The organism is Pseudoduganella sp. GW821-FHT12E03 (genome assembly GCF_058807115.1).
In genome coordinates this window covers 32,365-46,591 of the sequence record NZ_JBXAQJ010000004.1, presented here as the reverse complement: position 1 = coordinate 46,591, position 14,227 = coordinate 32,365, and the positions used below count along the sequence as shown (strand labels likewise).

The 14,227-nt window shown below is 54.5% G+C and carries 12 protein-coding genes; 4 read left to right on the top strand and 8 right to left on the bottom strand.

The features are described 5' to 3' along the window. Position 1: 1 nt before the first annotated feature. From AC1RRC_RS11255 to AC1RRC_RS11235, 5 genes are all read right to left on the bottom strand, one after another. A complete protein-coding gene (locus tag AC1RRC_RS11255) occupies positions 2–871 on the bottom strand; it encodes an ABC transporter ATP-binding protein (RefSeq protein ID WP_493055556.1) in 870 nt (289 codons plus the stop codon). A gap of 166 nt (positions 872–1,037) precedes the next feature. After that, positions 1,038–1,367: a helix-turn-helix domain-containing protein gene (locus AC1RRC_RS11250; protein WP_493055555.1), complete on the bottom strand. Its 330-nt coding sequence runs from the start codon at positions 1,365–1,367 to the stop codon at positions 1,038–1,040. 66 nt (positions 1,368–1,433) lie between these two features. Further along, positions 1,434–2,687, bottom strand: a complete 1,254-nt coding sequence (locus AC1RRC_RS11245; RefSeq protein WP_493055554.1) for a type II toxin-antitoxin system HipA family toxin — start codon at positions 2,685–2,687, stop codon at positions 1,434–1,436. Then, positions 2,674–3,018 (bottom strand): helix-turn-helix transcriptional regulator, encoded by a 345-nt coding sequence (locus AC1RRC_RS11240; RefSeq protein ID WP_493055553.1) that lies wholly within the window; start codon positions 3,016–3,018, stop codon positions 2,674–2,676. The genes AC1RRC_RS11245 and AC1RRC_RS11240 overlap by 14 nt, the downstream gene beginning before the upstream one ends. 156 nt (positions 3,019–3,174) lie before the next feature. Next, positions 3,175–4,257 (bottom strand): SMP-30/gluconolactonase/LRE family protein, encoded by a 1,083-nt coding sequence (locus tag AC1RRC_RS11235; RefSeq protein ID WP_493055552.1) that lies wholly within the window; start codon positions 4,255–4,257, stop codon positions 3,175–3,177. A gap of 144 nt (positions 4,258–4,401) precedes the next feature. On the opposite strand from AC1RRC_RS11235, the gene AC1RRC_RS11230 reads away from it, so the two are divergent. Then, positions 4,402–5,139, top strand: a complete 738-nt coding sequence (locus AC1RRC_RS11230) for a GIY-YIG nuclease family protein (RefSeq protein ID WP_493055551.1) — start codon at positions 4,402–4,404, stop codon at positions 5,137–5,139. A 22-nt stretch (positions 5,140–5,161) separates the two neighbouring features. Here AC1RRC_RS11230 and AC1RRC_RS11225 read toward each other — a convergent pair whose 3' ends face one another. Further along, positions 5,162–6,361 (bottom strand): DNA cytosine methyltransferase, encoded by a 1,200-nt coding sequence (locus tag AC1RRC_RS11225; protein ID WP_493055550.1) that lies wholly within the window; start codon positions 6,359–6,361, stop codon positions 5,162–5,164. A gap of 289 nt (positions 6,362–6,650) precedes the next feature. Here AC1RRC_RS11225 and AC1RRC_RS11220 point away from each other — a divergent pair, with 289 nt between their 5' ends. From AC1RRC_RS11220 to AC1RRC_RS11210, 3 genes are all read left to right on the top strand, one after another. Continuing rightward, positions 6,651–7,094 (top strand): very short patch repair endonuclease, encoded by a 444-nt coding sequence (locus AC1RRC_RS11220; RefSeq protein WP_493055549.1) that lies wholly within the window; start codon positions 6,651–6,653, stop codon positions 7,092–7,094. A gap of 81 nt (positions 7,095–7,175) precedes the next feature. Next, positions 7,176–11,042, top strand: a complete 3,867-nt coding sequence (locus AC1RRC_RS11215; protein WP_493055548.1) for a DUF3427 domain-containing protein — start codon at positions 7,176–7,178, stop codon at positions 11,040–11,042. A gap of 244 nt (positions 11,043–11,286) precedes the next feature. Then, entirely contained in the window at positions 11,287–11,718 is a 432-nt protein-coding gene (locus AC1RRC_RS11210) for a very short patch repair endonuclease (protein ID WP_493055547.1), read from the top strand. A gap of 19 nt (positions 11,719–11,737) precedes the next feature. Here the strand turns inward: AC1RRC_RS11210 and AC1RRC_RS11205 are convergent, their stop codons facing one another. Both AC1RRC_RS11205 and AC1RRC_RS11200 read right to left on the bottom strand, forming a co-directional pair. After that, positions 11,738–12,715, bottom strand: a complete 978-nt coding sequence (locus tag AC1RRC_RS11205) for an O-methyltransferase (protein ID WP_493055546.1) — start codon at positions 12,713–12,715, stop codon at positions 11,738–11,740. Then, positions 12,712–14,103, bottom strand: a complete 1,392-nt coding sequence (locus AC1RRC_RS11200) for an ATP-binding protein (RefSeq protein ID WP_493055545.1) — start codon at positions 14,101–14,103, stop codon at positions 12,712–12,714. The genes AC1RRC_RS11205 and AC1RRC_RS11200 overlap by 4 nt, the downstream gene beginning before the upstream one ends. Between the last annotated feature and the right edge of the window lie 124 nt (positions 14,104–14,227).

Sequence of the window (14,227 nt, the reverse complement as noted above, 5' to 3'; positions counted from 1 at the left end):
CTTACGCCGCCGCGCGCAGTTTGAGGAAGTACACGTCTTCCAGGTCCGGCTCGACGCGCGCAAAGCCGTCGCCCGGCTGCGTGGTGGAATACACCTTGATCTGCGGCTTGCCACCCACCAGGCGCGATGACAGCACCGTGTAGCGCTGCTGGTAGTCGGCCAGCGCGGCGTCGCTGACGCTGCGGCGCCACACGCTGTCCTTCAGGGTGTCGATGGCGGTTTGCGGTTCGCCCGCCACCAGCACCCGTCCCGCCGCGATCATCGCCATGCGCGGGCACAAATCCGTCACGTCTTCGACGATGTGGGTCGACAGGATGACGACCACCTGTTCGCCGATGCGCGCCAGCAGGTTGAGGAAGCGGTTGCGTTCATCCGGGTCCAGGCCCGCCGTGGGTTCATCGACAATCACCAGCCGCGGCGCTCCCAGCAGCGCCTGCGCGATCCCGAAGCGCTGGCGCATGCCGCCGGAATACGCGTGCACCGCGCGGTGGCGGGCTTCCCACAGGTTGGTCTGTTGCAGCAGGCCTTCCACCATCTCCTTGCGTTCCCCTCGCTGCGTAATGCCCTTCAAGACCGCGAAGTGGTTCAGCAACTCCAGCGCGGACACCTTGGGGTAGACGCCGAAGTCTTGCGGCAGATACCCCAGCTGGCGGCGCAGCGCCTGCGGGTCTTTGAGCACATCGACGCCGTCGAAGTGGATGCTGCCGCTGTCGGGCGTTTGCAGGGTGGCGATGGTGCGCATCAGCGACGACTTGCCGGCCCCGTTCGGGCCCAGCAAGCCGAATAACCCGGTCGGGATATCGAGCGAAATGTCGTTGGTGGCGTGCACGCCGTTGGCGTAGGTTTTGTGCAGGTTGCGCAGGGTCAGCATGGCAAGTCCTCGGTTCCGGTTGATGGTGGCTAGCCGGGAGGGTAGGACTTGCGGGCGGGTGGGGCGAGTGGAGTGGGATGAACGGTGGAGGGGCGTGGCGAACGGTCGGGATGGCGGATGAGTGGCGGGTTTTATACGGGGCCCGCGCCCGCCCCCTGGTCGCTGGCTACTTGCCGTAGGTGTCAAACACTTTGTCGCGCGGCAGCCGCTTCACGTAATCGTGGTCCTTGGGGGCGATGATCATCACCAGTCCCAGGTTATCGAGCACCGTCAGCAGCTTGTCGGTGCGGATGCCGCCCGCGCCGTTTTCCAGCCGCGAGAACAGGTCGACGGACACGCCGATCAATGCCGCCGCGTCGTCGATGCGCAGCTTTTGCTGCTTGCGGTGGGCACGCACCTGCATGCCGACATCGGCCATATCCTTCATCACCTGCACGGCGGGCACTTGCGCCAGGGCGTTGGCCAGTTCGAGCGCGCTCAGTTTGGACGTGTCCATGCTTATTCCCATTAATTTCTGAAATTCCGATATTTGTCTTGTGGATACACTATCTATAGTGATGACTTAGGCTTGAATCACTGCTTCCATGCGTTTGATTTCAATAGATGGCAAGCCGATCCGATCCCCTTCGTCACGCCATTGCGTCAACGCGGAACGTACTTCTGACAAGATTGCATTGGCCTGACTCGTCGTCAGTCGATACAGCTCTGCGGTTGACATGGCATTGTCCAGGGACGGTGTGGTGCTCGCTCCGTCCAGGGTGAGTGCATGTTCGGCCTTGGCCAGGCTGGGATTCATGTCAAACGCCGGGGAGAGTCGCCAGCCGCTCGGTTCACGAATGAATCCGTGGTTGCGCAGGTGGTCGTCGCGATTGCCAACCATCACATTGAACAGCATCCTGCGAAATAACTGAGTCAGGTCTTCTGCGATGTGGTTTCTTGCCCCGTGATCGGCGATGAATTCCGCCAGGTCCAGATAGCTGGCGCCGGCTTCTCCATCCTGCCGTTCAAGCAGCGTCATTGCGGATGCATACATGCGGCGCTTGTCGCCCATTCGGTCGAAGCGTGCTGCGCAAAACGTGCCATAGCGGTCCGTGAGCTTTTCCAGCCTGGACTTCGGCGTTACGATGCCTGCCTTGGTGGCCAGCATGTGCACGGTGTACTCCCAGCCTCCAACGTCATAGCGGTCATCATGCGCGGGGAACTTGGCAATCCACAGGCGCTTATCGTCGTCCGTGAAGTTGGCTTTTGGGCGTGCGCCACCAAGCGACGATCCGGGGGCGACCAGCATGGCCAGCCAACGCTCATACTCAGGCAGTTTTTCAATTCCCGGTTCTTCCACCCGGCGGCTGATGTAAGCCAGTTCTTTCAGATCGCTGGCAGGTGGGGCGGCATAAGGGCTGGCGTCGAGAAACGGCCCGTCTGCCAAGCGAAAACGCAGGCCGCCCATCCGTGTGTGATCAAATACACCGAACAGGAAATCAGTCGCTTGCAGAAGCCGCATCCGCCTGCCTTCCCGTTCAGCGGCGGCCGCTTCACGGCGCTCCATCAGGACGCGCCCCCAGCGGTCCGGCGCCGAATCCATGAAAATGCCGAACGCAGGTGCGCTGCTGGGGGGATGCTGTTCACCGGTCCAGAGTTCCAGGCGTGGGTCCAGCATGAAAACTTGGCCGCTCTTCAGCCAGGTTTTGTCATATTCGAATGAAGCGGGAAAATCGGTGCGCGTGTCATGGCGATACAAAGTGCCGACACGCTGGCATACGCCCAAGTCGCTGGCGTCCAGATGGACTTCGTACGCTGTGCGGTTAGTCTTGCTCATGGATGTCACTTTCCCGCGCTGCGCTTTTGCCGCGCGGTTTCGGGCGAGCCAGCGCAAGGTCTTGCAGTTTCCGGCCGAACACATCATCGCTTGCAAGTGCATCTATATCGCGGTCCAGGCCCAGCACGCGCAGTGCCCGCAAATACGTCCCGATGGCGACAGACGGGTCGCCTTTTTCAATGCGGCGTAAGGTTTCCCTCGAAACACCCACACGCTCCGCAAACAGTTCAGTCTGCAATTGACGCCGCATGCGGGCAAGACGTAGCCGTTCACCGAGCGCGGCAAGCTGCTTCAGTGTGGATGGGAAGGCTGAGAGAGTGGATTTTGGCATGCTATATATCGTAGCCAAATTCCATTAATTTGCAAATTTTATGTGGCATTTTGAGTAATTGGAATAACGGATGCCACATAAAGTAGGCAAAACTTATGGATATGAAAGCTATCGATGGCATTTTCCTGAATGAGAGATTGATGTCTGAAATGTATGTTACTTCTCCAGCCAGCCCAATTCCTGTCCGGTAACGTTGTGGATGTAAAGGCGGTTGGTTGTCTCGGTGACGCCTGTCGTGACGGGTGAATTGCCGGTCGGGTCCTGCAAATCCGCTACGATGGCGCCGTCTTCCGTGAATGCGATCACGTGGCCATAGTTTTTGGGCCGGACCCACAGCGCTTGCGGCACGCGCCACACGACCTTGCGCAGGGCAGGGTAGGGCGCCATGGCGTCCAGGCCGTCGCGCATGCCGGCCAGGCCGAGCCAGATCTTGCCATCGAGTCCGCGCGTCAGGTTGTCCGGGTAGCCGGGCAGGTTATCCAGCAGGACCTGGGCTTGCGGCGACGGCTGCTGCACGTCGATGGCTTCGGCGCTGGCCGCGATCTTCCAGACGCGGTAACGCGCGCTTTCGTTGACGAACAGGGTGTGTTCGTCGCTGCTCAAGGCGATGCCGTTGGCGAAGCTGAGGCCGTTGGCCACCACGCGCACTTGTCTCGTGGCGGGAAAATAAGCCAGGACTCTTCCTGTCGCCGACTGTTCCAGCACGTCGAGGATGGCGGCGTTGTTGGTGCCGCCGTGGTCTCCTGGGGCAAAGCGCCGGGAGGCGTCGGTGAAATAAATGGTGCCGTCGCGGGCGATGGTGACGGCGTCGGCGAAGCGGATCGGGTCTTCTGGTGTGACGGTGTTGGCCAGGACGGTGACGGTGCCATCGGGCGTAATCGACAGCAGGCCTTTATAGGCGTCGGCGACGATCAGGTTGCCGCTGGCGTCGAAGGCGGTGCCCAAGGGGCGGCCACCGGTGTCGGCGTAGCCGTGTTGTTGGCTGCCGTCCGGGGACAGGCGCAGGATGCGGCCGCTGAGGACGGAGATGTACAGGTGGCGGTCAGGGCCGAGGGTGATGTGTTCTGGGCCGGATTCGCCTTGGAGGGGGATTTTTTGTGGGGTGGTGAGTTTGTGGTTTTCGGCGTGGGGGCCGGTGTAGCCGGGGGCGGTGGGGGATTGCCAGGCGGCTGGTTCAATGGGAACTGGCCAGAGGCCGAGGTAGCCGGCTAGCAGGAAGGCGAGGGCGCCGCTGATCATGGTTTATTTCCTGTGGATATGAGTAAGCTGGGTTTTATCGAGCATCGTGGATGTGGCGATCCTGCTGTCGCGCCATCGGGCCTTCTCGATCGTGGTGTACTGCGGTAGCATGCAAGATGATCTAAATTGTCTCAAGGAAACCCTTTGCACGCACTGTACACGTTTGATTTTTTGAGCACTGTTTCCAAGCAGCTCAAAGAGATGCTCGAAGCGCTTCCCGAGTCGGAGCTGAATACTGGCACATTGCTCGACCTGCAGCAGTATCAGCAAAGCTGCGGGACCCATCAAGGTGTTTACGTCATTCACCACAATGGCGTGCCGGTGTATGTCGGCAAGGCCAACAACGTCAGCGATCGGCTATCCCAGCATTTGACGAAGTTGAGCGGGCGACGTGGCATCGCTCCCGATGCCATCGGTTACAAGGCGCTGCTGCTGGATAAAAGCATGGGGACCGCCGCCAACGAGGATCTGCTGATCACCATGTTCAAGGCCGAGCACGCCGAGATGTGGAATGGCGCCGGATTCGGCCCCAAAGACCCCGGCAAAGAGCGGGACACAACGAAACCAGGGAAATTCGACCGGAACCATCCGATCATCGATGACTTCCCGGTCGAACTGGTGGAAGGGATCGGGACCGTTACGCTCGGGACTTTGCTGAGCACCATGAAGGCGCAATTGCCGTATGTGTTCCGCTACGACGTGCCGGAGGAGGCGTTAGCCCAGGAAGTCGCGGTCGGCAGCGAGAGCCGCGCCGCCCGCCAATTGCTGCAAGCGGCGGTGAGCGCGCTGGGAGAGGGATGGAAAGGGGCGATTATCAGCTACGGCATGGTGCTATACAAAACCACCAAGCACTATCCTCACGGAGAGGAACTGCTTCCCTGAGCCGCGCGGCGGCTTGAATGACCTATGCCGTGGCGCGCAAGGGTTGCGCCTCTTCCGCGGCGCGCAGGTGCGCGCAAACAGCGCCGGCCACCACCGACGCCAACCGCACCGGCACGGCGTTGCCGAGCTGGCGCATGGTTTCCGACCATGAACCCTCGAAAATGAAGGTGTCCGGGAAGGTTTGAATCCGTGCCGATTCGCGCACGGTGAAATACCGGATCGAACCGTCCGGGCGGCGCAGCATGTTTTCACCACCCGGCACGCCATGGTCACCGGCCTTCAAGGCCTTGGCGGGTTCATCGAGTGGGCTGCCGGTGTGGCCCGGATAGCTGCGTGCCCCGGGTTGGAAGCGATGCGCCTGCACCAGTTCCACGTCGGGCCTGGCTTCCGGGTCCGGTAAATCCGCGATCGCGTCCCTGACGGTTTCCCAAGGCAGCAGCAGTTGCGCGGGATCTTTGGCCAGCAGGCTGCGCACCTTTTTCTCGATCCCTTCCGGCGCCGCCGGACGATGGCGCTGGGCGACGCGATGACGATCCCAGTATTCGCCGGTGCCCCATTGCGACAGCAGCAGGGCATCCTGGCTGTGCGTGGGGGCTGGGAAAGTGAATGGCGCGTCGATATCCGCGCGGAAGCCGGTGATAAAAATCCGCATGCGTTTTTGTGGCACGCCGTAATTCGCGGCATTCACCAAGCGCCAAGTGACCTGGTATTCGCTGGGTGCACCCTTGGCCTTGTGCTGTTCCAGGCGGGCCAAGTGACGCAGCCATTCTTCTCCCGGCTTGGCCAGTGCGGACGGGAATTCGAGTTGCAGCAGGATATAACGCAGGTAATCCGCGAAGGCTTCCCGTTTCAACCCTTGCACGTTCTCGAACACGAAGGCACGTGGCCGCGTTTCGCGCACCGCGCGGATTGCTTGCGGAAACATGTCGCGCACGTCGAGGAAGCCGCCGTGCTTGCCGCCCATGGAAAACGGCTGGCATGGTGGGCCGCCGGTAACCAGGTCGAGATCACGATAGGGGTTGTAGCTGAAATCACGGACGTCGCCTTCGGTGACATCCGGCCAGTGCGCGATGGGCGCGACTTTCTTGCGCTTGTTGTTACGCAGGGTTTGGCACGCGTGCGGATTCCATTCCACCACCGCCCGATGGCCGACCCCATGCTCCGAAAAGCCCAGAGCCAGGCCACCAGCGCCGGCGAACAGTTCGATTGAATGGAGTGACATGGTTATCTTCCGCAAAGCTTGTGATACGAGTGTGACGAGACATGTTGCCGACCCGACATTGTCGTGAACCGGCGCGAGCGAACCGAGCAGTATAAAGCAAGCGTTGCGCGCGATGTAAGGCTGTTGATGGGTATTTTACTGGTTATTTGTACAGTATTCAATTGCCGGGCAATGCGGAGTTTTGACATTTTTACTACTTTCCGCACGAGCCTTTTGCCGCACCATTGAGCGAGATCAACTCGTATGGCGTTTGCTATGCTTGGGAAGAAGCGCTTATTGGAGGCGGCTCATGGTCGATTCGATTACGCCAGCCCTGCGCAGCGAAATCATGTCGCGCGTGCGGGGCAAGGATACCCGGCCCGAAATGCTGGTTCGCCGCCTGATCCACCAGGCTGGCTTTCGCTATCGATTGCATGTGGCCAGCTTGCCCGGGAAGCCGGATCTGGTGTTTGCGGGGCGGAAGAAAGTGATCTTTGTGCACGGCTGTTTTTGGCACATGCACGAGGGGTGTGCGGCGGCGCGGATGCCGAAATCGCGGGTGGACTTTTGGCAAACGAAACTGCTTGGGAACCGGGAGCGGGATCGGCGGAATGTGGTGGCGCTGCGGGAGGCGGGGTGGGAGGTGTTTACGTTGTGGGAGTGTGAGTTGGCGGAGCCGGACTTGATGGCGCGCGTCACGCTGTTCTTGGCAGGGAGGACGGGTGAAATTGCCAGTCGTCAGTGCCCAGGCTAATCCCATGGCAACTCGGCAATATGCACGGTAGTCGCGCGTTTAACTTCCGGTAGTTCTCCATGGCAATGTCGGGTAAGATGTTTGATAAATATCAACACCTTTGCCGCTATGCCCAGTTCACTCAGCTACTACAACGACAACGCCGCCAGCTTCTTTTCCAGCACCGTCGGGGTGGACATGTCGCCGTTATGGGATCGCTTCCTGGCATTGGTACCGGCTGGCGGTCATATATTGGACGCAGGGTGTGGTTCGGGGCGCGATGCGCATTGTTTTCTGGGCCGGGGATATCAGGTATCGGCATTCGACGGATGTGAAGCGCTGGCCAAGCTGGCGGCGGACCACACCGGCATCGACGTGCAGGTATCTACCTTTGACGCCATATCCGAACTCGAACGCTATGACGGCATTTGGGCATGCGCCAGTCTTCTACATGTGCAACGTGTGGAGATGGCCGATGTGCTTGCGCGCTGCTGGAATGCTTTGAAGCCCGGCGGCGTGTTCTACATGAGTTTTAAGCTGGGCACTGGTGACCGCCATGACAATGGCCGCGACTTCACCGATGCCACAGAAGCCGAAGTGCGTACTTGGTGTACTGGCTTCCCGGAACTTCGGGAAATTACGTGCTGGATTACTGCGGACCAGCGGCCCGGCCGCGCCGAGCAATGGCTCAACGTATTGGCGACACGGGTGACACGTCCCGACAAGCGCCTTATTACAGGTGGGACCGACCCATTTCTTCCCCATCTGTGTGCTGGCTTGAACAAGGCCGGCGAGATCGACTTGGCCGTCGCTTTTGTAATGGCGACCGGCTTGCGCCTGCTCATGCCGGATTTGCAGGGCGCGCTAGCAGAAAGTGAACGTGAAAACGGCCCGGCCAAGATTCGAATCCTCACCAGCGACTATTTGGGCGTTACCGATCCGGAGGCGCTGCGGCTGTTGATGCTTGCGCAGGAGCAGGGCGCGCAAGTGAAAGTGTACGAATCGGCTGGATCGAGCTTCCATTTGAAGGCTTATATTTTTTCCGGCTTAGCTGGCGGAAATCCAGAAGGTATGGCCTTCATCGGTTCCAGCAACATTAGTCGGCAAGCGTTGCAAAGTGGTCTGGAGTGGAATTTGCGCTCGGATCATCCCGAAGCAGGTTATCTCGAGGCAAAAGCGAAGTTCGATGCGCTGTTTTCCGACCGGCGTAGCATTCCATTGACCGATGCGTGGATTGAACAGTACGAACGACGACGTGTGCAACTGCTGAAGTCAGTCGCACCTGGCACCAGCGAGGTCGAACCGCCACCGGAGCCATCGTCCATTCAGGTCGAGGCATTGGAAGCATTGGCCGCCTCTCGCGAGCAAGGCTATCGACGCGGCGTTGTCGTACTTGCGACGGGATTAGGGAAAACATGGCTGGCAGCGTTCGACGTCGCCAGAATAGGCGCCCGGCGCGTGTTGTTCGTCGCTCACCGTGAAGAGATACTGAACCAAGCTGCTGAAACCTTCCTGCGGATTCGCCCTGATATGCGTGTCGGCTACTACATGGGTAAAACGCGCGACGTGGAAGTGGACGTGCTGTGCGCCTCTGTGCAAACGCTGGGGAAAAACGCCCACCTGGAGCGGTTCGCCCCGCAGCATTTTGATTACATCGTTGTCGACGAATTTCACCACGCTTCTGCCACGACATATCGGCGCGTGCTCAATTACTTCGCGCCGCGCTTTTTACTGGGATTGACGGCGACACCAGACCGTACGGATCAGTCGGACATCCTCTCGCTTTGCGACGACAATTTGGTCTATTCGCGCGGACTTTTCGATGGCGTACAGCAGCAGCTCCTGGTGCCATTCCATTATTACGGTATTTTCGACGCCGAGGTGAACTACGCGGAAATCCCTTGGCGTAACGGCAAATTCGATCCGGACCAGTTATCGAACAAATTGGCTACGCTGGCGCGTGCTCGTCATGCGTTAAAGGAGTGGCGGCAGCACAAGCAAACACGGACCTTGGCATTCTGTGTGTCAAAGGCACACGCTGACTTTATGGCCGCGCAATTCAAGGCTGCCGGCGCACAGTGCGCCGCAGTCTATTCTGGCTCTGACCTTAGCCGTGCCGATGCGCTTGAGCGGCTGACCGATGGTCGGCTTGAAGTTGTCTTCTCCGTGGACTTGTTCAACGAGGGGATGGATTTGCCGGCGCTCGATACGGTGATGATGCTACGACCAACCGAGTCCAAGATCCTGTTTTTGCAACAGCTTGGCCGTGGTCTTAGAAAGCATCCGTCGAAGAAACACCTGGTGGTGCTGGATTTCATTGGTAATCACAGCAGTTTCTTGCACAAGCCGCAGGCGCTTTTTCAAGCTGGTGCTACCTATAAGGAGCTGGCGAGCTTCGCGCGCAAGGCGGAAGCCGGCAGATTGCAGTTACCGGAGGGGTGCTATGTGAACTTCGACCTTCGCTTGCTGGACTTCCTGAAGTCACTCGACAGTGAAGGCGTCTCAAGCGAATATGACGCGCTGAAGCAGTGTCTTGGTCGGCGTCCAACGGCCGTCGAGTTCTATCGTGCCGGTGCGAGTATCCAAGCCGTGCGTCAGCAATACGGCGGCTGGTTCCAGTTGGTGGCGGCGATGGGTGATCTAAGCGAGCATGAGTCGGCCGTCACGCAAAGTCATGCCGACCTTCTCCGTGAAGTGGAAGTAACCGCGATGACGCGGGCTTTTAAAATGATCTTGCTTGAAGCGCTGGTTGAGCTGGATGGGTTTAGTACACCACCATCGGTGAAGGCGCTGTGTGAACGATCCTGGGAAGTCTATCAGCGACGGCCGAATTTACAGCATGAGCTGCCGGATGATATGCGCAGGTTGCCAAGTGGCGCGGAGCAGTCTTGGACGACCTACTGGAAAGGCAATCCAATCAATGCGTGGATCGGCGGGAACCGAAAGAGCAAATCGGAGCGCATCTATTTCGAAGTCGCCAACAAAGTGTTCCAGCCTAAGTTTGGTGTTGCCGAGGAGTCGCGGTCGTCGCTTGAATCCATGATCAAGGAACTAATCGATCTGCGATTGGCCCAGTATGACGCTCGGATTGCGAGCTCGGCAACCGTGTTGCCGTTTGTGCCGAAATCACCCGTAGTCAACGGCATACAAATTCCGTATTTCTCGTCGCTGAAGATCGCATGCGGACATTTCAGAGAGAGTTCTGCCGAGGAGGCTGAACATCGAACGCTGGGGCCAAGCTATGGCCATCTAGATCCGGCGCGACACTTTATCGCACGGGCGAGTGGCAGCTCGATGGATGGCGGAAAGTCACCGATCAAAGATGGCGACTTTCTGCTGTTGGAGCGGATTTCTCCAACCAATGCGGGATCGTTGACCGGTAGCACTGTGGCTATTGAACGGGATAGTGGCGATGGGGAAGGGAACGAGTATTTGCTGCGGACGGTGCTGAAGACAGCTGAAGGGTATGTGCTGCATGCGCAGAATCCGAGTTATGGTGATATGCCTGCCAGTGAGAATATGCGGACTTTGGCGCGGCTGAAGGCCGTGGTCGAGCCGTTAGAGATGGCTGTGGGAAACAGTTTTAAGCGGGAGGATATTCCTACATTGTTCGGTGAGGTATTCAATGCGGGCTTGTGGAACGTCGGTCACGTGGTGCTAAATACAAAGAAGACGCATGTTCTATTAGTGACATTCAACAAACAGGGCAAGGAGGCGCAGCATAGATATGTTGACCATTGGATTGATGAGTCGACGTTTTATTGGCAGAGTCAGAATTCAACCACCCCGAACAGTTCAAAGGGGCGGCAGCTAATAGGGCATAAGGCGCATGAATTTTCAATTCATTTATTCGTTCGAGAGCACAAGCTACAGAGTGGGAAAGCGGCGCCGTTCGTTTATTTTGGTCAGGTAAACTATCTTGAACATTCTGGAACGGCGCCGATGAATGTAGTTTTGGAAATAGCATGATTCCTAGGAAACTTTATATATTTAATTTCTATATATCAAATTTCCCTAACTGTTCATTCGCGCAATGACATGCCTTTCCTAAGAAAGTTTCGCGCAAGAAAATGCAAAGATAAGTCGATGCCGTATTAAGAAATGGCGGGAGTGGCTTAATTATCTCATGATGCGAAATTTAAAAACTGATAGCTAGAAAAATATTTTTTAAATGAGATCATACGATTTCCAATGGTTTTTATTTCGGGGAAATATGACTGATCACGTGACGAAAGAAAAGCGCAGTTGGCTAATGTCAAGGGTAAAAAGTGCGAACACAAAGCCTGAATTGCTGGTGAGAAAGGCATTGCATGCTCTGGGTTATCGCTTTAAAGTTCATGAAAAATCTCTCCTTGGAAAGCCTGATTTAGTATTCACAAAAAGAAGAAAAATATTGTTTATCCACGGCTGTTTTTGGCACGAGCATTTCGGATGTAAGTATGCTGGTTTGCCAAAGACAAAAATTGATTTTTGGAAAGATAAGATTGATGCAAATAGACGCCGCGACGAGAATATAATATTTTCACTGGAAGCGCAAGGGTGGGAAGTTTTCGTAATCTGGCAATGCACGCTAAGGAATTTTGATGTAACACTAGAATTCATAAAAAAATTTCTGGGTCCGCCAAAGCTGCCCCCAGAAATTTAGGCTGAAATACAATTTTTTCTTAGAATGAAATTTTTGAAAACTGAGGGGATAATCTATAATAAATTAAGAAATTATTCAGCAGTTCGTTTGCCTCTTTTTCATCGTTTCCGACGAAATAGCCTAACGATTTTCGAATATCTTCTGGTTCCCCGTCTGGTAGCAGTGATTCTATATATAGGCGTTCTTTAGCTGAAAGATCAGGGATGCTTATTGAGAGAGGAGAATTCCACTCAAAATTTTTATAAGGCCAATGTTCGATTCGTGTAGATGATAGAAAAGGTTGCTTCTCTGCATGATTTAATATCATTCCAGTAGCAGTAATCATTTGCTGACCATCTTTATAAATAAATGAGCTTAGCGGTTGAACATAAAGCCTTCTATCGCTTTCAACGCCACGTTTGCACGCACTATAGATAGCCTCAAGAAGTACTGATGGATATTTTGCTGTCGTGACGCGATCCGGGTCAATTACTGATGGGCCATAGCCGGCAAGTCTACGAGCGGCCTCCTCCGCTCTAAATGCTTTTAGGTCCGCTCCATTCTTTGGCTTTCCTAATGGTTCTGGGCTCGCATTAAGCGTAATTTTGAATATATCACCTGCTGTAAGTTTTGATATTAATGATTGAGTTTCAGCGAGTTGATCCGCCATCATGCTTGGAATTGCATAATCTAACCAAACAATGCTAGGATTTGTAAATGTATAGTTTGTTAAAAAATCACCGCTGTTCTCATTTCTTATTTCGATGCATGAAAGCGGGCGGTTAAAAGCCTGACGACGTGCGACATTCTTGTCAGACTCAATCGATATCATTGATTTTATTCTTAGAATGCTATGAATGAGTTTAAAATCTTCTAGGAACGGTCCACCGAAACCAATATATGTGTAATCCGAAATGTTGCGATATCTAGCCAACCTGGAGAGTAAATCTATAAAAAGCGATCTCTCAATAGCTTTATTTTGCCGAAGATGGTACGGGATGCTGCTTCCTGCGCTCATTTTCTAGCCTTTTCTAAAGTGTCATCAAAGCACTTTGCACCGATATCGCTGGCAGATACACTAGGGTCATCAAACAGGTATGCGGCCACCTCACTTATTTCACTTTGGAGTCGTGAGAATTTTATCTGGCGAAGCGGATCTTCTTCCTTTGGAAGTGGGAGGTTGGGCTTAAATTTTTTTCCACCGAGCCCACGTGTAACAGTAGACCATTTTTCTGCCGCTAATGCAGAGTGAGCCTTTTCTGGGCTAATTGTTGCGAGGTGTGGTTGAATCGAAGAAAGTTCCTTTAAGGATCTCTTCCATTTGTTGGTAAAATCTGTAAAAACTTTCAATCCTTCCCGGATGAATTCTTTAACAAAAAGATAAACTTCGGAATTTCCGTCGATTCCTCTCTTTGTGGTTGTCACAGGAAGCTTTCTCGCATCATTGCAATTGAATACTACGGTGCCAGCTATAGAAATGAATTGAGTATGATAACTGGGAACAGTTGCTTCACCCCATCCTGTTACTCTGGTTTTGTCCGCATAGAGCACTACACGATCATTGCAGACTACAGTGATCCCCGCTTTTTCTGAAGAGGGTCGTCCTTGAAGAGCTGCATCCTCCTCTTCCTCCTTTGGGAGTGGGCGGTAGAGACCAATGGTTACCGCAACCTTTACGCCATCAAATTCACCTGTAAAAAGATAAGGTTGAATACTATCTTTATCTGAAACTTCCGAATAAAGAAATACTTTGATGGGAACTATTTTCTCTCCATTAACATAGACAGAAAAACCTTTCTCGATTATATGTCCATAATAAGAAGAAATGGCTGATTTGAGAGTTTTTTCAAAGTCAGTTTCGTTAGAAAATATCCTTGGGATACCGTCGCGGAGTTCGCTTACCGAAATTTTAGTGCCAATTCTTATATCGGGGTCGGGTTTTTCTTCTAAAGGTAGCTTCCAGTCATCATCATCTTCAAGCCATTCAGGAGTAATTGTCAGCGTAAACCCACTATCTTTGGTGTAGCTTTGTACTTCAGTGCGTTTCCCAAGCTTAAATACAGCTCGTTTCATGCCTATTCCATATACTCCAACAGTCGGTAAGTCTACATCCCTATCTATATCAGCTCGCCCAAGTCGGAATGCGTAAGTCTTTGCTAAATCTGTTGGAATGCCGCCACAGTTATCTTCAATAGTGAACTGATCTTGGTCAAAATTTATATGTGCTTCAAATCCCTTGTAGGGTTTGTCACTACCCACGGGGACAGAATTAGTGCGCATTGCCCCATCAACACAGTTGTCCAAGAGGTCAAGAATTGCATCTTGCAATTCGATATCACGTACCAGCATATCGACAAAAAAACGCTTTGCCGGAAACGCATCAGCTTCGTTGGGTGCAGTTTTCATTTAACACTTCCAAGTTAATAATTTCTTGCCGGCATCCATTTTATCAAATGCAAAATTCTAAAATCTAACCAAATGTAACAAAAAAAGCCCCTGCTGGGGCTTTTTCTTTGTTTATTATCATGCT